The sequence below is a fragment of the Sphingobacterium sp. GW821-FHT03E03 genome (assembly GCF_059420745.1).
This window is the reverse complement of sequence record NZ_JBWKUH010000003.1, coordinates 33,272-59,537: the sequence shown is the minus strand read 5'-3', so window position 1 is coordinate 59,537 and position 26,266 is coordinate 33,272. Positions and strand designations below refer to the sequence as shown.

Below are 26,266 nucleotides of genomic sequence, written 5' to 3'. Positions count from 1 at the left end.
TTATTTTAGGAAGGTCAATAGGAGCAGTAGACTTTGTGTAAAGCCCTTAACAAAGAATCTATTGGAACTGTTTATACTTCTCAACTGTCCGATAATAACTTGATTCTAATAAATAGATGGATTCTATGTGAGGTAAGTTTCATATATGGGATTGGGTTCATAACATCCACTATAATTAAGACTCAATTTGTTGTAACGGAAGCAAAATATGGAATGTCGTACCTTCACCTTCCATTGTCTCAAAATAGATCTGTCCATTACTTGCTTCGATTGTTTTCTTGACGAGCACCAAGCCTAGACCATTTCCTGAACTCTTCGTTGTGAAGTTGATCTGGAATATTTTATCTTTCATTGCTGCAGGGATACCATAGCCATTATCCTTGACATCTATTTTGACGAACTTGTCAGAGTATCGTTCGATAGAGATCTCTATCTTCATGTTTTTTCGCCCATATCCCCCTTCGATAGCGTTTTTTATCAAATTATTGAAGGTCCTTAATAACTCGTTTCCATCTGCTTTAACAATCAATGTTTTTTGATCAGCATTGTTTATTAATCGGATGTTGACATTTGGTGTATTATTGTATACCGATATCGACTTCGTTATTTTCTCCACAATATTGATATTTTCCATCACAGTCGTTGGAAATTTTGCAAAGTGAGAAAACTCTGAGGCAATTTGTGTTAAGGCATCTATTTGTTCAATAAATGAAGTTGAAAATTTATTGAAGCGATCAGGAAATTTAGGATCATCATCTTTATAGGACCTTCTGAGCTGCTGTATACCTAATTTCATCGGTGTTAACGGATTTTTGATCTCATGGGCAATCTGTTGTGCCATTTCCCGCCAGGTCGATTCACGCTCGGTATCCTTTATTTTATTGGCATAGTCTTCCAGCTTTATGATCATAAGGTTGTACTCTTTGATCAATGTTCCTATTTCGTCATTTCGCTGCCAGAATAAAGGTTCATTGGGCTGCCCCAATCGTAACTGGGATATTTTTTTACTGATTATACTGAGCGGATTGGTCACACTATTGGCTACGAAAGTCGCATAAAAGCCGAAACCTATGATAATTAAAGAATAAATATTAACAATAGTGTTTAATAATAAGTTCTTATTGATATTCTCTTCCTTTTGAAGGGAAAAATTCGGAATGCCAATATAGGCCAACGTGCTATAGTCCTTGTCCCTTATTGTGGCATAACTCGTCTCGAACTGGAACGTTCCGATACGTTCATCTTCAATTGTTTCTGATTTTTTAAGCAGGGAGAGATTTTTGAGCGCGGCTGGATTGATGAACATGGAGAACAGCTCCAGATCATAGATTCTTGGCTGGGAACTATATAATAATTTGCCCGATTTTGAGTACAAATTGAAATCCTTCGATATCGTTTCGGATAAAGTTTTTAAAATATTGGTGAGCTGGTCTTCATTAGGGATTTCCTCTGTAGAGGTTAACATATTTTCCAACCGCTTGCCCAGTTCGATAATAAAACGCTCTTTGCTATTCCTGTTGTTATTGTAGAGTTGTTTATTGATACTGATATATGAAATCACGGCTGATATCAAAATAGCTAATATAACCGAGGAAATAATCGAGGTCTGGATACGTGTGGAATACTGTATTTTGTTTATGATTTTATAGAACTGATATTTCAAGTTACGGAACGTAAGTTTTGTATTCTTGAGAAAGATATAAAATGCCGCCGCATAATGGAAAATCACGAAAATCATGAAAAATACCAAAAATAAGAAAGAGGTTGTGGCTACATAGTCCCAGAAAGAAGGTTTTTGTTTGCTAATGATATAAGTCGAAAAGGTATTGGCAATATAGGCCATATGCAGGTATGAATCTCGATCAAGCACTTCAATGTATTCTCCGGGTCCACCCTTTAATCCACGAAGGTTATTTTCATATGTATATTTTCCAAACTGTGTAACCAGCGAACCGCCTTTATATAGGGCAATCGAATACTCTCCTTTATTATAATATTGCGAATTGTTGATGCGCATATCTGTTAATATCTCAGGATAGGGTACTGTGTAGCTGAAATCCTTGTTAGATAGATTGATGATCACATTAACGATCCTGTTTTGATCGATCGTCACTGGAATGATCGAAAAGTATTCATGTGTTCCAAGTTCAGCACTGGCGCGGTAAAAATTTTGAGTGACCTTTATTGACTTATTGATTACTTTCTCCCGATATTCATTGATTCTGTTTTGGCCATTTGGGTTTAATGGCATATTATTCTGATCATAATAATATGCTTTAAATTCATATTTCGTGAGATATCCACTAAAGTATTTCTTCTTGATGAAGTTATTGATTTCCTCTGTATTGGTATAGGGTAGACTGATGTTAAAGAGGTGTTTTAATTCCTTGTCGTTAGAGATACCGCTCTCGATATCCGAGAATAGCGAAACAGCGTTTAGGTCGTCTTCTGACTGCAGATTGTTCAACAATATCTTCATATCAATAAGATCCCGTTCTTGGTAGAAACGTGCATGAGTAATAGCACTTATGATAGCCCAAAGGATCAAAACGGCAATATAGTTGGTCAATACATGCCTGTCGAAATACTTCTCACCAAAGGATTTGATCAGAATAATTAACGCCAAAAGTAGATTGACCAAGCTGTTCTTTTCAATGTAGATCGAAATAATGAGAATGACAAAGATGACACTGGCTAGTTGAATATTTAATAGTTGAGTGGGCTTTAGTTCTAACTTTTTAAGAATAAACAATACTAAGTCTATGTAAATATTTAATGCTAGAATACCCATACCGACAATGCCAAGATCTACCCAGCTCAGGAAATGCAGATCAACGAGTTTGGTAAAGTCAAAATAGATATTATTTGAATGGGTAATTAATGTCCCAGCAATATCATATAAAAATGCAAAGGATAAATAAATGCTCAATATAAATGCAATCGCGACGGGTAGTTTGAAGATCCGAATGCTTTTTATTTTATCGAAATTGAGTTCCTTTCGGATAGAGTAGATAAATAGTATGAGCCAGAGAATCAATATTGTGGTTGATAAAACGGACCAAATATTAGGAAAGAAGCTATTGTAGGCATAATTGCGTGAATCAAATATAGCGAACGTCGCATTTTCGGAGAGTAGATTCCATTTTAGATCCGCAAATTTGACTAGAATAAATACACCCGCAAGTAGTGCTATTGCCCACCAAGCCCTTTTGGTCTTGGCCATGTGTAGACAGAGACTATTGAAGAATATCAACAGTGCAATCCATGCCAGCAACCAGCAAAAGAACTGCAGAATGGTATAGATATTTTCATGGTCACCATCTTTGAGCTTCACCGAAAAGAGGTAGGACCCCTCGTTACTATAGATGTTTTTAATTGCTACCGTATCTGTATAGGACGCAATATCAATGTTCCGGGTATCGAAGAAGTTTCGTCGTAAAGAAGAGTTTAAATATGGATTGTTGTTATTGGTATAGGGCTTAACAAGGATATACGCAAGTATGCTTATATTTCCGATTGTTTTTTTACGGACGACATAAGAGCGGTTATCATCCTGTACAAAATTTGACTTTTCTAAAAAGCCCTGATCAGTGATGGGAACAAATAAATGTGTGCTCCACATTTTTGGTTCATGATCCTTAAATAGGAATAAATAAACCTTTTCATCATTTTTATATCTTTCAAAAGCTTGATAGACAGCTATTGGATATTGATCATAATTCTTAAATGTTTTGAGAAGCAATGAATCCTTAAAAAGACGATCTACTTTTTTCTCCTGTTTGGCAACATAATCATTGAGGGATTTGGTATCAATGTCGAGTATTTCCTTATTTGTAACAGATTCTTTGATGGTGATAGCTGTTCCTATAAAGCATAGTGTTAAGATCAGTAGAAGTAAACGAATTTTTATACCAGAATTCACGTGCGTCAATTTACATTATTGTAAATATAAAAAAAAGTCCTTGCTTTCTCAGGGCAAGGACTTTTATATTATTTTATTCTAAAATGCTTAAGCGTGCGGTTCTTCTTGTTTGAAAATTTTCGCAGTCAAGTACTCGCGGTTCAAACGCGCGATATTAGTTAATTTAATACCTACTGGACATTCAGCTTCACAAGCACCTGTATTGGTACAGTTACCGAATCCTTCAGCATCCATTTGATCTACCATTGCTTGTGCACGTTCGTAACGCTCAGTTTGACCTTGCGGCAATAATGCAAATTGAGATACTTTAGCAGATACGAATAACATTGCAGAAGCATTTTTACAAGCTGCAACACAAGCACCACAACCGATACAAGTAGCAGATTCGAAAGCTTCGTCAGCGATACGTTTCGGAATAGGAATGACATTGGCATCAGGGACACCACCTGTATTGATATTCACATATCCACCGGCTTGTTGAATGCGGTCAAAAGCAGTACGATCAACAGCAAGGTCTTTCAAGACTGGGAATGCAGCAGCTCTCCAAGGTTCGATTACGATCGTTTGTCCATCGTGGAAACTACGCATGTGCAATTGACATGTTGTAGTACCTTCTTTAGGACCATGAGGGCGACCATTGATTACTAATGAACACATCCCACAGATACCTTCACGACAATCGTGATCGAAATATACAGGGTCTTCACCTTTACGTGTCAATTCCTCATTCACAATATCAAGCATCTCTAGGAAAGACATATCATCAGCGATGTCGTTTGCCTGATAAGTTACAAATTGACCTTTATCTTTATCATTTTTTTGACGCCAAACTTTCAGCGTTAAATTCATATGTTGTGCCATGATAATTTTCCTTCTTATTTATAACTTCTTTGTGTTAACTGAACGTTTTCGAATACCAAGTCTTCCTTGTGTAATTCCTCAGGTACATTGTCTCCTTTGTATTCCCAAGCAGATACATATGCGAACTCCTCGTCATTACGTTTTGCTTCACCTTCTTCAGTTTGGCTTTCCAGGCGGAAGTGACCACCACAAGACTCAGCGCGTTGCAATGCATCAACAACCATTAATTCACCCAATTCCAAGAAGTCAGCTACACGGCCAGCTTTTTCTAAAGAAAGATTTAATTCTTCGTTCTCTCCAAGAACTCTGACGTTAGTCCAGAATTCTTTTTTCAACTCTTGGATCAAACCTTGTGCTTTCTGTAATCCTTCAGCAGTACGCGCCATTCCACAGTATTCCCACATGATGAGACCTAATTTTTTGTGGATATCATCAACAGTTTGTGTACCGTTTAGGGATAACAATTTATTGATTTTCTCTTCAACCTCTTTACGCGTAGATTCGAAAGCAGGATGGCTGTGATCTACTGGTGCGAAAGAACCTAGTTTAGCTAGGTAATCACCCACAGTGTAAGGGATCACGAAATAACCATCAGCAAGACCTTGCATCAATGCCGAAGCACCTAAACGGTTTGCACCGTGGTCAGAGAAGTTACACTCACCTAAAGCATACAAACCTGGGATTGTAGTCATCAAGTTGTAGTCTACCCATACACCACCCATTGTATAGTGAACAGCAGGGTAGATACGCATTGGTTGTTTGTAAGGGTTTTCGTCAGTGATTTGGTAGTACATGTCAAATAAGTTGCCATATTTAGCACGTACAGCATCTTCGCCTAGACGGCCAATAGCTTCTTTGAAATCCAAGAATACTGCGAAACCAGTTTTACCAACACCACGGCCATCATCAACAGCTTCTTTTGCATTACGTGATGCTACGTCACGAGGTACTAAGTTACCAAATGAAGGGTATTTACGTTCCAGGAAGTAATCTCTGTCATCTTCTTTGATGTCGTTGGCTTTGATTTCACCTTTACGTAATCTTTCAGCCATCTCTTGAGTCTTAGGAACCCATACACGGCCATCGTTACGTAATGACTCTGACATCAACGTCAATTTAGACTGGTGATCTCCAGTTACAGGAATACAAGTTGGGTGAATTTGAGTGTAACAAGGGTTAGCGAAGTAAGCACCACGTTTGTGTGCTCTCCAAGCTGCTGTAACGTTACATCCCATTGCATTTGTAGACAAGAAGAATACGTTACCATAACCACCAGTACACATCAATACCGCATGTGCTGCATGTGTTTCAACTTTACCTGATACCAAGTCACGAGTTACGATACCTTTGGCATGACCGTCGATCATGACCAAATCCAACATCTCATGACGAGTATATGATTTTACTTTTCCTTTTTTGATTTGACGGTTCAATGCTGAATACGCGCCTAACAACAATTGTTGTCCAGTTTGACCACGCGCATAGAACGTACGGCTTACCTGAGCACCACCGAAGGAACGGTTGTCCAATAAGCCACCATATTCACGTGCAAAAGGAACACCTTGCGCAACACATTGGTCGATGATGTTTACAGATACTTCGGCCAAACGATAAACATTTGCCTCACGTGAACGGTAGTCACCACCTTTAATTGTATCGTAGAATAGACGGAACACAGAGTCACCATCATTTTGGTAGCTCTTTGCCGCGTTAATACCACCTTGCGCCGCAATTGAGTGCGCACGACGAGGTGAATCTTGGTAACAGAAGGTAATTACATTATATCCTAACTCAGCTAAAGATGCTGCTGCAGATGCACCAGCAAGTCCTGTACCAACAACGATAACGGTAAATTTACGTTTGTTAGCAGGGTTAACCAACTTAAGATTAAATTTATGATTTGACCACTTTTGGGCTAATGGGCCCGCTGGTACTTTTGAATCTAACATATCTCTTAATTTTATATTGATCGATAAAGCCTAAGGCCTCATCTTAAAAGATTCTGAATTATTTAAAGAAGAAAAACAATGGCATCATTGCAAAGCCAATAGGAATTAATACCCCAAATACCCAAACTCCGATTGCTCTGATAATTCCAATATATCTTCTGTGGTTGAAACCTAAAGTTTGGAATGCAGATTGGAAACCATGAATTAAGTGGAATGCCAAAGCTGCCATCGCAACAAGATATAAAGCGACTAAAGCTACATTTTTGAAGGCAAAGTCAACTTGTTTGTACAAATCTCTTGCTTTTAAGATTTGAACGTTGTTTTCTACCGTTTCTTGGTAGTCGTGGAATTCAGAAGCTTGAAGTTCTCTAGCTGTTGTTTGTCCAGTTGCCAAATCAGTACGGTATTCGATGTACGGTACTTCATCATTGTGAAACTTCCACCAAAAATTAGACATGTGCGTAGCTAGGAATACTAAAATGACAGTACCTAAGATACCCATGTTGCGTGAATTCCATTTACTGTTTGCTTGACCATCATATTTGGCATAACCAATAGGACGGGCGGCTTTGTTTTTCATCGACAATGTAATGGCGTAGATGACGTGAACGATGACCGAAGCATACAATAAGTAAGAAACAACTTTGATTGGTGTAAAGTGAGTCATGAAATAAGCGTATTTGTTGAACGCTAGACCCGCATCATCTTTAAATAATTGCAAGTTACCAACCAAGTGAACAACTAGGAATAAACATAGGAAGATTCCTGTTAAGCTCATGATTAGCTTCTTCCCAATCGAAGAACTGAAAACTGGCTTTGATTTACTCATTATCCTTGTAATTTAATTTTAATTAGGCAAATCTACTATTTGCTATTAAATATGATACCATTTTGACAAGAAAAAGGAATAATTTAGAACGGTTCTAAAGTTTCTTAAAATAAAAAGTCCGTTTTGGATAAAAACGGACTTTTTAATGGTATATATACTCGGGTTAATGTACTATAGAATACTGAATAATCTATAGCCTAAACCAATACTCCACATGTTGATTTTTGGATTTGCCTGACTCTCATTGTTGACCTTGTTCAAGCCCATTTCGTAGCGTAGATCTACACGTAAGCTTGAAATATCAGCACCAACACCAAAAGCCCAAGAGGTACCACTTTTTTTGTAGCTGTTTGGATTCAGCTGCTCAATGATTTTTTCCTGGTTATCATCCACTTTAAACGAAAAAATTGGACCAGTCTGGATTCTCGCTCCAATTGGACCTAAGCCAAAGCGCTTGCCTAACAATACAGGAATATCAACTGTTGTAAACTTAACGTCAGTAGTTTCTCCATTTTCTGCTTTTACAGTGGTATTTTTACCTGTTAAATAAACCTCAGGTTGAACATGGAATCCCAATACACCAACACGTCCATAAAGACCTGCCTGATAACCCGCTTTATTGTCTGAACTGAAATACTTGCCATCACTTTTAAATTTAGAAAAATTCAAGGCGCCTTTTAAACCGACCTCAAATCCAGGCAATAGCTGCGCTTGTGCTGTTGCTACGCTACCACAAATCAATAGTAATGCTGGTAAAATCTTTTTCATAATTTTTTATTTATGTATATATTGTATCTTTAAACAAACTTTCACAAGTTTGGTAAAGATATACAAATTTTATACCTAAATCATAGTTATGCTGAAAATTAACGAAGAACAATGGCAGGTTGCGAAAGAAAAACTCCGTCGCAAGTATAACCATCTAAGCGATGAGGATCTAGCTTTTCAAGCAGGCGAGGAAGACAAACTGATCCATAAACTCTCTTCGCGTTTAAAACGCAAACCCTCTTATATTATATTTACAATTGGTAAGGAAATTCAGGACATCGATAGCAATAGATTATGAGTGACACCATTGGTTGGGCAGATTTCGAAAAATTAGATTTACGTGTGGGAACTATTTTGGACGTACAGGATTTTCCGAAAGCTAAAAAGCCAGCTTATCAATTGAAACTTGATTTTGGAAGTGAAATTGGAATATTGCAAAGCAGTGCCCAGATTACAGTACATTATAGTAAGGAGGAACTGATCGGGAAACAGGTTGTTGCAGTGGTGAATTTTCCAAAGAAGCAGATCGCTAATTTTTTTTCTGAGTGTCTGGTAACCGGATTCGCTGATGCAAATGGTGATATTATTTTGACTTCTGTGGACAGAAAATTACCAAATGGATCGAAACTTAGTTAAGTTTGTGGCATGACATTTATAGATTTTGAAGGAACACAATTAATCGATAGTGATGAATCATTTATGCGCATGGCATTAAATGAAGCAAAGAAAGCTTTCGAAGAAGGGGAGGTTCCGATTGGTGCTGTTATCGTGCATAAAGGACGTGTTATCGGTAAAGGGCATAATCTCACACAACGCTTGAATGATGTAACGGCCCATGCCGAAATGCAGGCTTTTACAGCAGCAGCAAATTATCTTGGTGGAAAATATCTGGACGATTGTACATTATATGTGACCATAGAACCATGTATCATGTGTGCCGGGGCGGCATATTGGACACATATCAGTAAAATTGTCTACGGTGCGAAGGATGAAAAGCGTGGTTATTCCCATTTTCATGATAAGATTTTACATCCGAAGACCGTCGTTACCCAAGGTGTTTTGCAGGAAGAATGTGCCGATTTGGTAAAATCATTTTTTCGTCAAAAACGCTAACAAAATATCGAATTTATTGTAACACATAAAAACATAACAGGCTATATTGTGTTATATTTGTATATAAAAACGAAGTAATAAACATTTAAATTAAAATAGATATGGCATTTGAATTAGAAGCGTTACCATACGCAGCCGACGCATTAGAACCACATATTGACAAGACTACAATGGAAATCCACCATGACAGACACCATCAGGCATACGTGGACAACTTAAATAAAGCAATCGCAGGAACAGATGCAGAGAACTTATCTTTATTAGATATCATCAAGAATGTGAGCAAATATTCAGCAGCTGTTCGCAACAATGGTGGTGGTCATTTCAACCACTCTTTGTTTTGGAAAGTTTTAGGTCCAAATGCTGGTGGGGCTCCAACAGGTGAATTGGCGGAAGCAATCAATGCAACTTTCGGTTCATTTGATGAGTTAAAAAAACAACTTCAAGCTGCTGGTGCTACGCGTTTTGGATCAGGCTGGGCATGGTTGATCGTAGGCGCTGATGGTAAATTAGCGGTAACTTCTACGCCTAATCAAGACAATCCCTTGATGGACGTTGCTGAAGTAAAAGGAACGCCAGTTTTAGGTATTGACGTTTGGGAACATGCGTACTACTTGAAATTCCAAAATAAACGTCCAGCTTATTTGGAGGAAATCTTTAATGTTATCAATTGGGATGCCGTAGCACAAAATTATGCTGCAGCAAAATAATTGATCATTTTGATAGGTACACAAAGAAGCGACAATAAGAATTTATTGTCGCTTCTTTGCTTTAAGGATGAAAGGGGTGTGCAATATCTGTTTTTGTTTTTAACCTAACGTAGAGAGCTTTTACATGCTAAATATCTGATCTTTTAAGATCATAATCATGTTATAGACTCACAAGATAATGATATACCTATGAAAGATATTATTATAATTTTTACAGCTATTTTTTTGTTGAGCGCTTGTCGTGCTCAAGAGCCAAAGACTGCGAAAACGGACTTTTCTAAACTACCGGAAAAAAGTGTAGGGAGCTTAGATACCGCAACATTTGCTGCAGGTTGTTTTTGGTGTACTGAAGCACAGTTTAAGGAGTTGAGAGGTGTACACAAGGTTGTTTCCGGATATACAGGCGGATGGGTAGCAAATCCCAGCTATGCTCAGGTCTGTACAGGTAATACGGGGCATGCTGAGGCAACTAATATTATTTATGATCCGAAAGTGATCAGTTATGATAAGCTATTGGAGGCCTTTTTTGTCGCGCACGACCCTACACAACTCAACCGTCAGGGGGATGATGTAGGGACACAATACCGCTCGGCCATATTTGTCCATAGCAAGGAGCAGCTGGATAAAGTCCAGTTTTATATCGCGGCTCTGAATAAGGAGAAAGTCTATAATGAACCGATCGTAACTGAGGTCGTACCAACAGCTGTATTTTATCCCGCAGAGGACTATCATCAAGACTATTATAGGTTAAATGGTAAGGAACCATATTGTCAATTGGTTATTAAACCGAAATTGGAAAAATTTAAACGTATCTTTTCCAAGGTGCTCAAAGAAGGAGAGTAACTTTGGGTATTCATAAAATTTAAGGTAATTTTACTCCTATTGGCACCATTTAGTGTGGTGCTAATAAGTTGAAACCATCAGGTTTTCTCAGGTCAAATAATGAGATGAGAAAACCTGATAGCTTCATCGCCAATAAATAGCAATTTTTTTGGATGAATAATAAATAATTGTAATATGTCTAAAGGATTTTTTACAGTTCCTGTTCCTGCAAATGAACCGGTGTATACTTACGCTGTCGGAACGAAAGAACGTAAGTTGTTGAAAGCAGCAATTGATGAAGCACGTTCGAAACAAATCGATATCCCAATGTATATTGGTGGTAAAGAAATAACTACTTCTAAAAAAGTAACCCTAGCTCCTCCACATGACCATCAACATATTTTAGGTCAATACAATCAAGGCGAGAAATCTCATGTAACAGATGCAATCAATGCTGCTTTGGCAGCTAAAAAGGATTGGGAAAATCTAGCATGGGAAGATCGTGCGGCGATATTCTTGAAAGCAGCTGAATTGATTTCAGGGAAATACCGTTATGAGTTAAATGCTGCGACAATGTTGGGTCAATCGAAGAACCCATATCAAGCGGAAATTGACTCAGCTTGTGAGATTATAGATTTCTTGCGTTTCAACGTGCAATATATGAGCGAAATCTATAAGCAACAACCTCCTGTATCTGGAAAAGGTGTATGGAACCGTGTAGAACAACGTCCTCTTGAAGGCTTTGTGTTTGCGTTGACACCATTCAATTTTACAGCTATTGCAGGTAACTTACCTTCATGTGTTGCTATGATGGGAAATGTTGTTGTATGGAAACCATCTAATACGCAGATCTACTCAGCAAACGTACTGATGAAAATCTTCCGTGAAGCTGGACTTCCGGATGGTGTTATCAATTTAGTGTATGTTTCGGGACCAGATGCTGGTGATGTGATTTTCCAACATCCTGATTTCGCTGGTATCCACTTTACCGGTTCAACAGGTGTATTCCAAGATATCTGGAAAACTATCGGTGACAATATCCATCGTTATAAAACTTATCCACGTATCGTTGGTGAGACAGGTGGTAAAGATTTTATTGTTGTGCACCCTTCAGCTGATCTAAAAGCTGCAAATACAGCTTTGGTTCGTGGAGCATTTGAATACCAAGGTCAAAAATGTTCAGCAGCTTCACGTGCATATATTCCTAAATCATTATGGCCAGCATTAAAGGAGTCTATGACTAATGATGTGAAGTCATTTACAATAGGTGGAACTGAAGATTTTACAAATTTTTTCAATGCGGTTATCGACGAGAAATCATTTGATAAATTAGCAAAATACATCGATCGTGCGAAAGAATCCAATGAGGCAGAGATCGTAGTTGGTGGTACTTATGATAAGTCTAAAGGCTATTTCATTCATCCAACGATCATTGAAGCTTCAAAGCCAGATTACGAAACAATGGTCGAAGAATTGTTCGGTCCAGTATTGACCGTATACGTTTATGAAGACGCTAAGTTCGAGGAAACATTAGATATCGTTGATACAACTTCTATCTATGCATTGACTGGTTCAATTATCGCACAAGACCGCTATGCTATTAATTTAGCTACAGATAAATTGAGACATGCTGCGGGTAACTTCTATGTGAATGATAAATGTACTGGAGCTGTGGTAGGTCAACAACCATTTGGTGGTGCGAGAGGTTCAGGTACAAACGACAAAGCTGGATCTATGATCAACTTGTTGCGTTGGGTATCTCCTCGTACAATCAAAGAAACGTTCAATCCAGATACGGATTACAGATACCCTTTCTTAGAAAAAGGTGAATAAAATAAATCGAATTATCCTGTACGGCGGTAACCATAGCCTGGTTTCAAGCGCTATCGACGATAGCAGATACATTCAAAATAATAAAGGCACTCCGTTATGGAGTGCCTTTATTATTTTGTAAACTTTCCCAGTTCAGTTCCGTCGTCTCGGGTCATTCGAATAGCCAGTGATTTGGCAGATCCCGAAATGTCGATAATGGTCCTTTTTCCAGCCTTTGGGCCACCGCCTATAAATACAGGATAATTGTGGTCCTTATCTGCTGGATAGTATCCATATTGATGCGTATGGCCAGAGACCATTGCATCTATTTTATATTTCTGAAACAAAGGATGGAAGCATTCCCGATTATGCAATGTGCCATGCCATTCATCTGAATGGAATATAGGGATATGGCTGATAACTACTGTGTGTTGGGCAGACTTTCTTTCTTTAGATTGTAATACCGTTTCCAGCCACTTCGCCTGTTCTTTTCTGTAATTGTCGTAATCTACGGTACCAGCATACACTTCATGGCTGTCTGGTTTATCCTCACCGCTGTCTAGCATAATCCAAAAAATAGGCCCCCTTTTGAAAGCTTGGTAATATTTATTGTTGGGATAGCCGAAATACCGTTTGAAATTGCGGGCAAAGGAACCTCTCGTTTCATGGTTTCCACGGTTCATAATGAAAGGTTTGCCTGTCGCAATAAATTCGATAGGCTTCAATAATTTTTCTGTAATGTCTTCCTGATTGCTCACATAATGAAAAGAGTCTCCATTCAGGACAAAGAAATCATAGATTGAGGTGTCTTGATTGGGGACAAGATCGCGATAGCTACTTTTTTCTTCATGAACATCATTATAGACCAGGCAACGAACTTGTTCTTGATTATTTTTCGCCAGCTTGGCCTCAAAGATTGGCGTTTCGATTTCTTGTGCATAGACAATCTTATAGGGATCGAATTTTTGAATTTCTTTTGCCTTGATGCGATAGCGGAAAGATCTGGGGGCTTCCTCGACGGTAAAATGAAAGAAATCTGTATTTGCATTAATCATACCATCTTCGGATTGGTGGATCGTTTGCTGTACATTACCTGCATTGTCAAGGATTTCCAGCCGAGCTACAGCAGGTTTGCTCAAGATTGTAAAGATGCTGATGCCCGTCTCTGTCTGATTCTGTAAATAAGCGGGGACTATAAAACTAAAATCTCCTTCCGGATTTTCTGTTTCTTTTTCTTTAGCGACGCTGATATTGGGCAATGTAATTCCTGCCAGCGCTAGCGCTTCTAAAAATCTTCTTCTATTAAAATTCATAATGGGTTATTTAATTTCGATTTCAACATATAATGGTCGATGATCGCTCGCATATTTCTCTTCAAGGACACGATGGTTGAAGAATTTTGGATGTGATGACGTATTGACCATAATATAGTCTATTTCGGTATTAGGCTTATCTTGTGGAAAGGTTAAGCCATTTTTGCTAGTCGTTTTTGTGAATAACATGCCAAGCTCTTTAATCGCAGGATCAGTGGGTTCGGAGTTTAAATCGCCGACCAGGATCGTCGGTAGCTTTTCATTTTTGAAACGTGATGTAATGAACTTTGCCTGTGCGATTTTGTTCTTGTCTTTTAGATCTAGGTGGGTGTTCGCAAATAAGATTTTCTTATTGTTGATACGCACTTCAATAATGGATAAGCTTCGACGTTCGCTTTCAACGGGAGAAGGTAGAAAATGTTTTTCTACGCGTTCTATCGGATGTTTCGATAATATCGCTGTGCCATATTCACCTTTTTCAAGGTCTATTCCTTTTGAGAAAATGTAGTGCATTCCTGTTAGTTCAGCTAGTTTTTTCGCTTGATCCTTGTTGTAAGAGCGCCCTAGGTTGACATCAATTTCTTGCAAACCGACTAGGTCCGCATTACTGTTTTTAATAATTTGAGCGATGGTATCGAGATTGACAACAGATTCCTTTTCTGAGGGTGGATTCCCATGATGAATATTGAAGGAAAGTACGCGGAGTTTTTGTGCACTGAGATGGAATACTGATCCAAAAAGGATCAAAAGAAATGCAATTAGCTTACGGTTCATTTTTCAAAGTTAAGTTTAGAATGTAGTCAGCGATTTATGTTCGCTCCGCTAAAAATACTAAAATCATAGCGTACAAACTCAAAACTTTGGACATGTAACAAAATAATCATTTAAACTTAATCGGAGCTTTGCGAGAGGAGGAGGTAATAAAATAGAATAGCCATCCCAAAAAGGATGGCTACCTACATTATACTAATTTTTACAGCAACTAGTCTTCATTTTCCTCTGCATGAAGCATTGGATCTTCTCCTGTTACTTCAGTACGGATTTTTGCCTCAAGTTCATCCATTAGATCTGGATTGTCAAACAATAAGGCTTTTACAGCATCTCTACCTTGTCCTAATTTGGTTTCACCATAGCTAAACCAAGAACCTGCTTTTTTGATGATGCCATATTCAACACCTAAGTCAATGATTTCACCGACTTTTGAGATACCTTCACCAAAGATGATATCAAACTCCGCAATACGGAAAGGCGGCGCTACTTTATTTTTTACAATTTTAACTTTTACACGGTTACCAGATACCTCGTCAGAATCTTTAATCTGCGATGTACGACGGATATCCAAACGTACAGAAGCATAGAACTTCAATGCATTACCACCAGTTGTTGTTTCAGGGTTACCGAACATCACGCCAATCTTTTCACGTAATTGGTTGATGAAAATACAACAACAGTTTGTTTTGGAAATTGTTCCGGTCAACTTACGTAATGCTTGAGACATTAAACGGGCTTGAAGACCCATTTTTGAATCACCCATTTCACCTTCAATCTCACCTTTAGGTACTAATGCAGCTACAGAGTCAATTACAATAACATCAATTGCACCTGAGCGAATTAAATTGTCGGCAATTTCTAAACCTTGTTCACCATTATCTGGTTGAGAAATTAATAAGTTCTCAACATCAACACCAAGCTTTTGTGCGTAATATTTGTCAAAAGCGTGTTCAGCATCAATAATTGCTGCAATACCACCTTTTTTCTGTGCTTCAGCAACAATGTGTGTTGCTAATGTCGTTTTACCCGAAGATTCAGGTCCATATATTTCAATGATACGTCCTTTTGGAACACCGCCAATTCCCAAAGCAATATCCAATCCTAAGGACCCTGTAGAAATCGCCTCGATAGGCTCAACAGCTGTATCTCCTAATTTCATAATCGAACCTTTTCCAAAGCTCTTTTCCAATTTATCTAACGTCAGCTGTAACGCTTTTAACTTATCTGTGTTGCTCATATTTTTAGTATATATTTATCAAAATTAAAAATAAAAAAGAATAAACCAAATATTATCACTAAAAAAATTAGTTTTTTATTTCTATCGCGCTTGGAGCACTTTTTATGTGATGGGTTTTCTCAAAGTATTTACACATGTAGGTAATCGGGCATTTTTCGCAAAGTGGTTTTCGGGCCAGACAAATATATCGTCCATGCAAGATCAACCAATGGTGCGCAACAGCAATAGTTTCTTTCGGGAGATTTTTGACTAATTGTTTCTCTACCGCCAACGGAGTGGTTGCATGGTAGGTTAAGCCAAGCCGGTTAGCCACACGGAATACATGCGTATCGACTGCCATTGCAGGATTATGATATACCACCGACGAAATGACATTGGCCGTTTTTCTACCTACGCCGGGGAGCTTGACCAAATCCTCAATCTGCTCAGGCACGATATTGTTAAATTTTTCAATAAGCATTTGTGCCATTCCGACCAGATGCTTGGCCTTGTTATTTGGATAGCTTACCGAGCGGATATAAGTAAATACTTCATCGACGCTTGAAGCGGCTAAAGTCTGTGCATCCGGGTAACGTTCAAATAGCTTTGGCGTTACCTGATTAATTCTCTTGTCTGTGCATTGGGCAGACAGAATAACAGCCACGAGTAATTCATAAGGATTACTATAGTTGAGCTCTGTTTGCGCATCGGGATTATTTTTGGTAAAATATTCCACAAAAGCCTTGTATCGTTCTTGTTTTAACATCACTCCAAAACTAGCCAAAATTTCCATTAAAAAAGAAAACTTGCGGCTTACTCAGTGCTTATCAAATTGATTTTTACAGTATAAATAGATAATGAAAATAATTCGCATAACAGGAGGCTTATGGTATTATTTTAGGAATGCTATGGCGCGATTTATCGACTTAAATGATGGAGGATGGGGTTGATTTTATTCCAATAAATAAGGCCTAATCTCAAGATTAGGCCTTTCTTTTTTCCATTTGTTTGGAATATGCCATGATATTCGCAATACATTTCTTGCTTGGATTAAGCAACATTTTGGGTAATTGAAGTTTCAATTCATTTTCTATATCCTCATCAGTCATTACCTTCTCGTTTTGGGTTAGTAAATTTTGAACTTCGTTTTCTGATTGGGTAAAGTTTTCTACCATAAGCATCTTAAGTTTTGTCCCTGTAAGTTAATTAATTAAACGGACAAAAGATAGTTTTGGTATACGAAAAATGAGAATATTATTTATTTTTTCTTTTTATTACTAAATTCTTCGGCCTTTATGATGGCGTTATATGCATTGACAATCCCTCCGGTTACAGAAATATCTGCAAATTTGACGGTTTTTGTAGCCTCTTCACTAATTTTTACCTGGACCGTTTGTTCCGGTTTTACAACAGATTCCAGAATAATCTGCTTGGTTTCTGTTGCAGAGAGGTTAGGGTAATAAGAGCGTATCATAGCTGCTAGTCCCGCAACGACAGGGGCAGCCATACTTGTACCTTGCTCTTCTTTATATTTTGAATCTGGAATAGTAGAATTAATCCGAACCCCCGGAGCAAAAACATCAACTGTTTTTTTGCCATAATTGGAAAAGTCTGCTAGAAGTTCGTTGTCCGGATGTAAACCACTTGCGCCAACAGTGATCCAATTATTTGCTATTCCTGTGGTATCCCCCTTCGCATTCGTATAGTATTTCATTGGAAAATTGGGCTCCACATCATTATCCTCACTGTCATTTCCGGCAGCATGTACCAGTAGGACATCTTTGGATTCAGCATATTTAACAGCGTCATCCACTGTTTGCTTGTTGTGTGCATAGCTTTTTCCAAAGCTCATATTGAGCACTTTCGCTCCATTGTCTACTGCATAACGGATCGCATTTGCGACATCTTTATCACGTTCATCGCCATCCGGAACCAAACGTACTGTTAGTATTTTGACATTGTCTGCAACACCGTTTATACCAATATTATTGTTACGTTTAGCACCGATGATGCCCGCAACATGGCTTCCATGGAGCGCATCAGGTCCCTTTACATCCGCATTGCCGTAATGACGTTCGGAAGCATCTTCATAATTGTCGCCAATAATGGGACGGGAGTCATATTCTTTATTTAAATGATAGTCAACTTGATTGTTGAAATACTTCGCTCCCTCGGTGATATCGTCAAAAAATTTGACAAAACCATTCGTTTGAATTTCGTCTTTTGCATAGCCCAGAGCGATACGTTGATTGTTCGATTTTGGGTTGAAATTCTCTAGATCAGCCAATGTGATTTCTTCAGGTTTTTTGCCTATTTCACCAACCACAGCGTCCAAATTGCGTTTAAGGGCGTCATAGGAAAACTGTCCCATTTTGGCTTCTTCCAGCTTATTCTTGTATTTTGCTACCATTCCTTGATACGCTAAAAAAGCCTTTCTGTCCGCTTCATTCAGCTCAGTGGTTGGGGTAACATGGGCAAATTTTTTGTCTAAAATCCGCAATTGCCTCGTTAATTCCAGATTGTCAAATTGAACATCTTTTCCATCGGCGTTACCAATAAAGTTCCAGCCATATTTGTCATTGATATAGCCGTTACCATCAGCATCTTTCCCATTGGAAACACTGTCTTTTATGTTGATCCAAACGACATCCTTCAAATCTTCGTGGAAAACATCGACACCACCGTCTAATACACCGACAATAACAGGTGTTGATTTTTTTCCCTTTAATAAAGTTTTATACGCTTTCTCCGTACTGATACCCATTACACCATCCGTGTTGTAATCTAAGTTATACCAATTCAGAGGAACAGCCTCAGCTTGAGCAAACGAGGTCATCGGTAAAGCACCCAAGGCAATCAGATATAGTGATTTCTTTAAATTCATAAAATTTTCTCCTAGCACTGTAGCAAATATAGTATTATTGGTCCTGTTGAATTGTTAATTTTTATTAAAAGTGACTTTATATAGATAATGAAGGATAGAAAATAGATCAGCTTATAATATATTTCAAAATGAAGGGGATATTTACAGTCGATCTATTCCTGTTTATATATAGTTTTGCTATTTCTCTAGAAATGCATTAAATTCAATGTTCTGGGGAGTGATGACGAATAGCAAAATACAAGTCGTATTTGTTTTTATTTAAAAAGAGATTTAGCGCATTCATATTATATATGCAACATAACAAAAATATACAGTGGCCCGAAGTTTCGGCCCCAATAGCTGCAGTGCATCCTTATAAAAGACAAATTCATGGTGATACAGTCATTGACGATTATTACTGGATGATTGACTATTTCAAAAAAGGACAACGATCAGCAGAAGTTATAGACTATCTGGCTGCGGAGAATACCTATACTACCGCGATGTTAAAGGAGACGGAATCTTTTCAGGAAGACTTATTCCGGGAAATGAAATCTCGTATCAAGGAAAAAGATGAGTCAGTACCCTATTTTAAAAATGGTTACTATTATTACAGTAGAACAGAGGAGGGGAATCAATATTTCAAATTTTGCCGTAAGAAAGGGACGTTGGATGCTGACGAAGAGCTATTATTGGATATAGATCATCTCGCACAAGGCTATGCCTATTATGCAGCAAAAGGCTTTTCGATCAGTCCTGACAATCGCTTATTGGCTTTTAGTGTGGATACAGTTTCCCGAAGGGAATACACGGTATATATCAAGAATCTGGAGACAGGTGAGATCTATCCCGATCGGATCGCTAATACCGAAGGTGCTGCAATTTGGGCTAATGATAACCAGACCCTGTTTTATACAGCCAAGAACCCAGTAACATTACTGAGTGAAAAAATTATGCGACATACACTGGGAACCGATGTCTCTACAGATGTGTCTGTGTATGAGGAAAAAGATAACACAAATTATATCGCAGTTGGTAAATCAAAAAATGGCAAATACATTATTATCAGTTCGGAGGGGACCCTGTCTTCTGAAATATGGCTGTTGGATGCTGATCTTCCCAATAATGATTTTAAGGTCTTTCAACCACGTCGAAATGATGTGCTTTATACCATAGTTCCTTTACAAGATCGTTTTTTAATATTGACTAATGATGATGCGATTAATTTCCGAATTATGCAATGCCCATTGGACAAAACAGATCGGGAATATTGGACCATATTTATAGCGCATCGGCCAGACGTCCTCGTGAGCGATATTGAGGAATTCAGATCATTTTTGGCAATAGCTGAACGAAAAGATGGATTAACACAGCTGGCAATTTATGATCTGAACAGCCAAGAACAACATTATCTAGATTTTGGAGAGGTGGCCTATACAGTGTATCCGGGGATAAATGTTGAATACAATTCCGAAAAACTGCGTTATGGATATACTTCATTGGTAACACCTAGTTCCGTATACGAGTATAATATGGAGGATCGCAGCAAAACATTGTTGAAACAACAGGAAGTTTTGGGCGGCTATGACCAAAGTGCCTATAAGACTGAACGTATCTATGCTTTGGCGAGGGATGGTGTAAGGGTACCTATTTCTCTTGTTTATAAAGAGGGAACTCAATTAGATGGCACAGCTCCCTTATTGCAATATGCCTATGGTTCTTATGGAGCATCTATGGATCCTAGTTTTTCCAGTAATCGGTTGAGTTTATTGGATCGCGGTTTTATATATGCATTGGCCCATATTCGCGGCGGCGAAGAAATGGGGCGTCAGTGGTACGAGGATGGAAAGATGATGCGTAAAATAAATACTTTTTATGATTTTGTGGATTGTGGTAAGTGTCTTATTGAACAGCGTTATACATCACCAGACCATCTTTATGCGCAAGGAGGCAGTGCCGGAGGACTTCTGATGGGCGTAGTTGCAAATATTGCAGCAGCGCAATATCAGGGTATTATAGCGCAGGTGCCATTTGTGGATGTTGTGAATACCATGTTGGATGAGACAATACCATTAACAACAAATGAGTATGATGAATGGGGCAATCCCAATGAGTCTGATGCTTATTTTTATATGAAAAGTTATTCACCTTATGAGAATATCGAGCCGAAAGAATATCCAAATTTACTGGTTACAACGGGATTGCACGATAGCCAGGTTCAATATTTTGAGCCCGCCAAATGGGTCGCAAAATTACGGACGGTCAAAACCGGGAGTTCCATTTTGCTCTTGAAGACAGATATGGATTATGGACATGGAGGTGCTTCGGGCAGATTTGATTACTTGAAAGAAATTGCGATGGAATATGCTTTTCTGTTTAAACTAGAAGGGATCAACCACTAAACGTAACTTAAATTCAAAATCGTATTTCTGTTTTCTACTCATAAAAATGCTCCAAAAAGTTAGATATTTTTTGGAGCATTTTTATTTGCCGTTTTTTATTGTTGAGCGTGATTAATGCTATCCTGCTGTTTTTGTAAACGTTCTTCACGTTCGATTTCTCTAGAATCGATTTGATGTTGCTGATAGTTGTCCATCGCAACTTTGCTTGCTTTCTGCGATACGTAGATCGCCAATATGGCAACTATGGTAATGATTGCAAGCCCCCAAGCATATTTACGTTTGTCCTGTTTGACAAGCCAATACATAAAGATGATATAAGGCACAGCAAAAATAATATAGAAAATTAAACTCGGTGACATGCTATTTTCCTCTAAATGATGTATACAAAAGTATCGTTTTTGTCTAAAAATAACGAACCTATAGAAAAAACACAGCTTTTCAATTGACAAAGCCTTAAACCTTTATCAGTTTTATTGTCAAATTAATATCGGTTATAGTGTGGGGGCATGCCCCAGTTATTGTTTATTAATTGCTTGAAAATGAAGGTTACAGAGCGGTTTTGATGCTTGATTGTAATTTTTTAATTTTTGCAAAAAATCCATGATAATATTGTGGAAAAGAAAAAAATATTTTTATACATTTGCATCGTCAGAAACAATTGACAGAGAAATAAAATGAAACAGAGCAAAAAGAACGACTATTCTTATACTCAAACTTTTGAGAAGTTTATGAGAAAGGTGTTCTGTGCTTTCATTTTCGTAGAAATACCTGTTTTACGCTTCCGACGACCCATACTACCTCGGGCTTGATTTGAGGTAGTGAATCTTTCCAAGCAAAACCATGATTGTCCGATGGTTTTTGAATCCATTATTTTATTTATTCAGTAACAAAACGCAACAATGGTTGTTGTTTTATTATTAGGGTCGTAAGTCAATGACTATATCAGATTTTTTAATTATTCCAGCTAAACCTGAGCATGCGCATTATGCAGAGGTTATTTGCAACGAAATGTTCGAGTCTGCAAAGGCTCGTGGTACTGGTATTGCACGTCGTAAACCAGAGTATGTTGCCAAGAAAATGAATGAAGGTAAAGCAGTGATTGCTTTGCATAAAGACGGTCGATGGGCAGGGTTTTGTTATATTGAAACTTGGGGTCACGGAGATTACGTCGCAAATTCAGGACTTATCGTCAATCCCGAATTTCGAAAAGTTGGTTTGGCAAAAGCCATTAAGAAAAGGGTGTTTGATTTGTCTCGCGAGCAATATCCCAAAGCGAAGATATTTGGTCTGACCACGGGTTTTGCTGTCATGAAAATTAATTCGGAACTGGGATACGAACCTGTACCTTATTCAGAATTGACGACCGATGACGAATTTTGGAAAGGATGTCAGAGCTGCGTTAATTACGAGATCTTAATGAGCAAGGATCGTAAGAACTGTATGTGTACAGCTATGCTTTGGGACCCAGAAGAAAAAGAACGTGAACTGAGGGAAAAGATTCAGCGCAAGCATGAAGCAAAAGAACGTTTGGAAAGAATCACACAAAAACAATCGTTATTAAAACGTATACAGGCAAAGTTTTGGAAGTCGGCAAATAAGTTTATTGCGGTCAATTTTCCAAAGCATAATAAAGTTGCCAAAGGATTTTAACAAGAATCATACATAGCATGTCAACTGGCGTAGCAGCCATTGAAAATAAATAATGAACAGGCGATGAAACGGTCAATTTAAGGTTTGAATAGAGCCGGATTGGTTAATAATAGTTTCACCACATTAAAAACAATTTATCTCAATGAAAAAAGTAGTTTTAGCATTCAGCGGAGGATTAGATACTTCGTTTTGTTGTATTTATCTGACGCAAGATTTAGGTTTAGAGGTTCATTCCGTTGTCGTAAATACAGGTGGTTTTTCGGATGAAGAATTGAAGAATATTGAAGCACGTGCTTATGCATTAGGCGTAAAATCACATACAGCGATTGACGAAACAGCAGACTATTACCGCGAAACTATTAAATACTTGATCTTTGGTAATGTGTTGAAAAATGCAACATACCCATTGTCAGTATCCGCTGAACGTGTATGTCAGGCAACTGCTATTGCAAACTATGCGAAGAAAATCGGAGCTGAATGTGTTGCACATGGTTCTACTGGTGCTGGAAATGACCAAGTACGTTTTGACATGATTTTTCAAACCTTGATCCCAGGGGTTGAAATTATCACACCTATTCGTGATCTACAGTTATCCCGTGAAGCGGAAATAGAATACTTGAATAAACATGGTGTCGAATATTCGGCAGAAAAAGCCAAGTATTCGATCAATAAAGGTCTTTGGGGCACTTCTGTGGGTGGAGCGGAAACATTGACATCCAATCAATATCTGCCGGAGTCAGCATGGCCAACGCCAGTGACTTCTTCAGAACCACAACAAATCACGATAGATTTTGAAAAAGGCGAGCCAGTTGCGTTAAACGGAGAGAAAATGGCATCTGTGAAAGTCATTCAGGAACTGCAGGCAATTGCGCAACCTTATGGCATCGGTCGTGATATTCACGTAGGTGATACAATCATTGGTATCAAAGGTCGTGTAGGTTTTGAGGCCGCAGCTTCAGTGATTTTAATTAAGGCACACCACACCTTGGAAAAACATACGCTGACTAAATGGCAATTATCTTGGAAAGATCAAATCGCTGCTTTCTATGGAAATTATATGCACGAAGGACAGATGCACGATCCTGTGATGCGTGATATAGAAGCATTCTTGCAGTCTTCACAAGACACTGTAACGGGCCGTGTGATCGTTGAATTACATCCTTATCGTTTTGTTGTGATTGGTATTGAGTCGGAGCACGATTTAATGTCCAATAAATTCGGTAGCTACGGTGAGATGAATAAAGGCTATACGGGTGATGATGTGAAAGGTTTCTCGAAAATTTTCGGAAATCAGACTATTATCTGGCATAAAGTAAATCAAAAATAAGGGAATAAGGATACTTCTGTAAGCCAAAGGCTTGCAGAAGTAAATTCTTAATACTAGCTACTCAATACGAAATAAAAATATGATAAAAGTAGGAATTGTTGGTTCAGCAGGATATACGGGCGGAGAATTATTGCGTGTATTGATTTATCATCCTGAAGTAGAGATTGTGTTTGCTAACAGTGCATCTAATGCAGGAAACAAATTATATGAAGTTCACAATGATCTGTTCGGTGATACAGAACTGACCTTTTCCTCTGACTTTCATAGCGATATTGACGTTTTGTTTCTATGTGTAGGACATGGTGATGCACGTAAGTTTTTGGATGCAAATCTAGTTGCGCCAGCTGTAAAGATTATTGACCTTTCGCAAGATTATCGTCTTCGGGCAAATACATTATACCAAGGGCAACAATTTGTATATGGACTTCCGGAATTAAATAGGGAAGCGATCAGATCTGCACAGTATATTGCCAATCCGGGTTGTTTTGCCACCAATATTCAATTGGCATTATTGCCATTGGCGAGTAAAGAGTTATTACCCGATCAGATTCATGTCAATGCGACGACCGGATCTACCGGTGCCGGACAGAAACCTGGAGCGACCACACACTTCTCTTGGCGTAACAATAATCTTTCTGCATACAAGTCTTTCGAACATCAACACCTACAGGAAATTTCGGAGTCCTTGGATCAATTGCAAAGTGGATTTTTGCCAGCGTCTGATGATTCATTATTAGCACGCGCTGCTGAAAAGATAAATTTCGTTCCACAACGTGGCGATTTTGCGCGGGGAATTTTCTCGGCAATATATGTTGACTCCGATTTGACAGAGGAACAAGCTTACGAGTTGTACGAAGCGTATTATGCAACACATCCATTTACACACGTTAGTAGCAGCAATATCGACCTCAAACAAGTCGTAAATACCAATAAGAGTATTATCCATTTGGAGAAACACGGGAATAAGTTGCTGATCTTAAATGCTACAGATAATTTGTTGAAAGGAGCATCTGGACAAGCCGTGCAAAATATGAACTTAATGTTCGGATTGAATGAACGTACAGGATTAAATTTAAAGAGTGTTGGTTTTTAGTTCTTTATGACTTATTCAACAGTTGTATTAACAGAATGTGAATAATCAGAATGGATAAAAACTCAATGAAATACAGTTATCAACATAGTTATTAATACTGTGTGGAAAAGTGAAGGGGATAACCTCTTCACTTTTTTTATACCCGCAGCGGTTTGTATAAAGCGTAATGTGGATACACGCAATGATTGCTAAGGTATTGGGTCGAAATCAATGCAATATTGGAAAGGCTAGCACTCGATTTACACGTTGTATCGTTACGGCATGTTTCTTAACTTAGTGCGTATAAAATGGCGGTTAACTCGATCATGTTTAGCCAAATCAATGTAGCGGTAAGCAATTTTAAAATGGAAAAAAGACCAGGCATAAAACTCAAACCGACACTCGGCGATATAATATTGGAATTAATTGGTTACCTGTCCTTATTCACCTTATGGTATCTGATTGCTATAAATTATTATAAACTACCCGAAACTATTCCAGCTCATTATAATGCAGCAGGAAATGCGGATAGTTTTGGTGGGAAAGAGACTATTTTTGCTCTACCAATTATCGCCACGATACTATTTATAGGGATGACCATCCTAAATCGATTTCCACATATTTTCAACTATCCAGTTAAGATTACCGAGGAAAATGCGTTTAGACAATATTCAAATGCAAACCGTATGTTACGGTATTTGAAATTTATTATTGTGGTTATTTTTGGTGTAATTACTTTTAAGACTATTCCGAATTCGGCAGGAACTTCAGATGGGTTGGGCGAATGGTTTTTACCGTTGATACTGGGATTTATTTTTATTCCTGTGATCTATTACGTTGTACAGGCATTCCGGAAGGCTTAGTAC

At 38.2% G+C, this 26,266-nt stretch carries 23 protein-coding genes; 11 read left to right on the top strand and 12 right to left on the bottom strand.

Annotated elements, in window-relative coordinates:
* Positions 1 to 175: 175 nt before the first annotated feature.
* The 5 genes from AC07UV_RS05240 to AC07UV_RS05220 form a co-directional block, all read right to left on the bottom strand.
* Entirely contained in the window at positions 176 to 3,922 is a 3,747-nt protein-coding gene (locus AC07UV_RS05240; RefSeq protein WP_495182950.1) for an ATP-binding protein, read from the bottom strand.
* Positions 3,923 to 4,009: 87 nt separating this feature from the next.
* Complete coding sequence (locus tag AC07UV_RS05235) at positions 4,010 to 4,783, bottom strand: succinate dehydrogenase/fumarate reductase iron-sulfur subunit (RefSeq protein WP_199768744.1); 774 nt, start codon at positions 4,781 to 4,783, stop codon at positions 4,010 to 4,012.
* Positions 4,784 to 4,797: 14 nt separating this feature from the next.
* The gene (locus AC07UV_RS05230; RefSeq protein ID WP_282250596.1) at positions 4,798 to 6,732 is read right to left on the bottom strand and encodes a fumarate reductase/succinate dehydrogenase flavoprotein subunit; all 1,935 of its coding nucleotides are present in this window, start codon (positions 6,730 to 6,732) and stop codon (positions 4,798 to 4,800) included.
* A gap of 58 nt (positions 6,733 to 6,790) precedes the next feature.
* Positions 6,791 to 7,561, bottom strand: a complete 771-nt coding sequence (locus AC07UV_RS05225; protein WP_120261707.1) for a succinate dehydrogenase cytochrome b subunit — start codon at positions 7,559 to 7,561, stop codon at positions 6,791 to 6,793.
* A gap of 171 nt (positions 7,562 to 7,732) precedes the next feature.
* Positions 7,733 to 8,329 (bottom strand): porin family protein, encoded by a 597-nt coding sequence (locus tag AC07UV_RS05220; protein ID WP_495182949.1) that lies wholly within the window; start codon positions 8,327 to 8,329, stop codon positions 7,733 to 7,735.
* Between the two features lie 88 nt (positions 8,330 to 8,417).
* Here AC07UV_RS05220 and AC07UV_RS05215 point away from each other — a divergent pair, with 88 nt between their 5' ends.
* The 6 genes from AC07UV_RS05215 (at position 8,418) to pruA (ending at position 12,807) form a co-directional block, all read left to right on the top strand.
* The gene (locus AC07UV_RS05215; RefSeq protein ID WP_120261705.1) at positions 8,418 to 8,627 is read left to right on the top strand and encodes a hypothetical protein; all 210 of its coding nucleotides are present in this window, start codon (positions 8,418 to 8,420) and stop codon (positions 8,625 to 8,627) included.
* Positions 8,624 to 8,965: a tRNA-binding protein gene (locus AC07UV_RS05210; protein ID WP_282250593.1), complete on the top strand. Its 342-nt coding sequence runs from the start codon at positions 8,624 to 8,626 to the stop codon at positions 8,963 to 8,965. The genes AC07UV_RS05215 and AC07UV_RS05210 overlap by 4 nt, the downstream gene beginning before the upstream one ends.
* A 9-nt stretch (positions 8,966 to 8,974) precedes the next feature.
* Positions 8,975 to 9,442, top strand: a complete 468-nt coding sequence (locus AC07UV_RS05205; protein WP_282250590.1) for a nucleoside deaminase — start codon at positions 8,975 to 8,977, stop codon at positions 9,440 to 9,442.
* Between the two features lie 101 nt (positions 9,443 to 9,543).
* A complete protein-coding gene (locus tag AC07UV_RS05200) occupies positions 9,544 to 10,152 on the top strand; it encodes a superoxide dismutase (RefSeq protein WP_120261702.1) in 609 nt (202 codons plus the stop codon).
* Between the two features lie 189 nt (positions 10,153 to 10,341).
* On the top strand, positions 10,342 to 10,995 hold the full coding sequence (gene msrA, locus AC07UV_RS05195; RefSeq protein ID WP_495182948.1) for a peptide-methionine (S)-S-oxide reductase MsrA: 654 nt from the start codon (positions 10,342 to 10,344) through the stop codon (positions 10,993 to 10,995).
* 174 nt (positions 10,996 to 11,169) lie between these two features.
* On the top strand, positions 11,170 to 12,807 hold the full coding sequence (pruA, locus tag AC07UV_RS05190; protein ID WP_282250586.1) for an L-glutamate gamma-semialdehyde dehydrogenase: 1,638 nt from the start codon (positions 11,170 to 11,172) through the stop codon (positions 12,805 to 12,807).
* 110 nt (positions 12,808 to 12,917) lie between these two features.
* On the opposite strand, the gene AC07UV_RS05185 is transcribed toward pruA, so the two are convergent.
* From AC07UV_RS05185 to AC07UV_RS05160, 6 genes are all read right to left on the bottom strand, one after another.
* The gene (locus AC07UV_RS05185; RefSeq protein WP_495182947.1) at positions 12,918 to 14,099 is read right to left on the bottom strand and encodes a metallophosphoesterase family protein; all 1,182 of its coding nucleotides are present in this window, start codon (positions 14,097 to 14,099) and stop codon (positions 12,918 to 12,920) included.
* A 6-nt stretch (positions 14,100 to 14,105) separates the two neighbouring features.
* Positions 14,106 to 14,873, bottom strand: a complete 768-nt coding sequence (locus tag AC07UV_RS05180) for an endonuclease/exonuclease/phosphatase family protein (RefSeq protein ID WP_495182946.1) — start codon at positions 14,871 to 14,873, stop codon at positions 14,106 to 14,108.
* Between the two features lie 208 nt (positions 14,874 to 15,081).
* Positions 15,082 to 16,107, bottom strand: a complete 1,026-nt coding sequence (gene recA, locus AC07UV_RS05175) for a recombinase RecA (RefSeq protein WP_282250580.1) — start codon at positions 16,105 to 16,107, stop codon at positions 15,082 to 15,084.
* 67 nt (positions 16,108 to 16,174) lie between these two features.
* A complete protein-coding gene (gene nth / locus AC07UV_RS05170) occupies positions 16,175 to 16,852 on the bottom strand; it encodes an endonuclease III (protein WP_495183090.1) in 678 nt (225 codons plus the stop codon).
* A 217-nt stretch (positions 16,853 to 17,069) separates the two neighbouring features.
* On the bottom strand, positions 17,070 to 17,261 hold the full coding sequence (locus tag AC07UV_RS05165; RefSeq protein ID WP_147420472.1) for a hypothetical protein: 192 nt from the start codon (positions 17,259 to 17,261) through the stop codon (positions 17,070 to 17,072).
* Between the two features lie 83 nt (positions 17,262 to 17,344).
* Entirely contained in the window at positions 17,345 to 18,970 is a 1,626-nt protein-coding gene (locus tag AC07UV_RS05160) for a S8 family peptidase (RefSeq protein WP_495182945.1), read from the bottom strand.
* Between the two features lie 290 nt (positions 18,971 to 19,260).
* Between AC07UV_RS05160 and AC07UV_RS05155 the strand changes: the two genes are divergently transcribed.
* On the top strand, positions 19,261 to 21,351 hold the full coding sequence (locus tag AC07UV_RS05155; RefSeq protein ID WP_495182944.1) for a S9 family peptidase: 2,091 nt from the start codon (positions 19,261 to 19,263) through the stop codon (positions 21,349 to 21,351).
* A 95-nt stretch (positions 21,352 to 21,446) separates the two neighbouring features.
* Here the strand turns inward: AC07UV_RS05155 and AC07UV_RS05150 are convergent, their stop codons facing one another.
* Positions 21,447 to 21,710: a hypothetical protein gene (locus tag AC07UV_RS05150; RefSeq protein WP_120261693.1), complete on the bottom strand. Its 264-nt coding sequence runs from the start codon at positions 21,708 to 21,710 to the stop codon at positions 21,447 to 21,449.
* A gap of 574 nt (positions 21,711 to 22,284) precedes the next feature.
* Here AC07UV_RS05150 and AC07UV_RS05145 point away from each other — a divergent pair.
* The 4 genes from AC07UV_RS05145 to AC07UV_RS05130 all read left to right on the top strand — a co-directional run bounded on the left by AC07UV_RS05145 (position 22,285) and on the right by AC07UV_RS05130 (position 26,263).
* Positions 22,285 to 23,001, top strand: coding sequence for a GNAT family N-acetyltransferase (locus AC07UV_RS05145; RefSeq protein ID WP_120261691.1), 717 nt, complete (start codon positions 22,285 to 22,287; stop codon positions 22,999 to 23,001).
* A 142-nt stretch (positions 23,002 to 23,143) separates the two neighbouring features.
* Positions 23,144 to 24,328: an argininosuccinate synthase gene (argG, locus tag AC07UV_RS05140; protein WP_120261690.1), complete on the top strand. Its 1,185-nt coding sequence runs from the start codon at positions 23,144 to 23,146 to the stop codon at positions 24,326 to 24,328.
* A gap of 79 nt (positions 24,329 to 24,407) precedes the next feature.
* Complete coding sequence (argC, locus tag AC07UV_RS05135) at positions 24,408 to 25,421, top strand: N-acetyl-gamma-glutamyl-phosphate reductase (protein ID WP_282250568.1); 1,014 nt, start codon at positions 24,408 to 24,410, stop codon at positions 25,419 to 25,421.
* Positions 25,422 to 25,765: 344 nt separating this feature from the next.
* Positions 25,766 to 26,263, top strand: a complete 498-nt coding sequence (locus AC07UV_RS05130; RefSeq protein WP_282250566.1) for a DUF1648 domain-containing protein — start codon at positions 25,766 to 25,768, stop codon at positions 26,261 to 26,263.
* Positions 26,264 to 26,266: the final 3 nt, after the last annotated feature.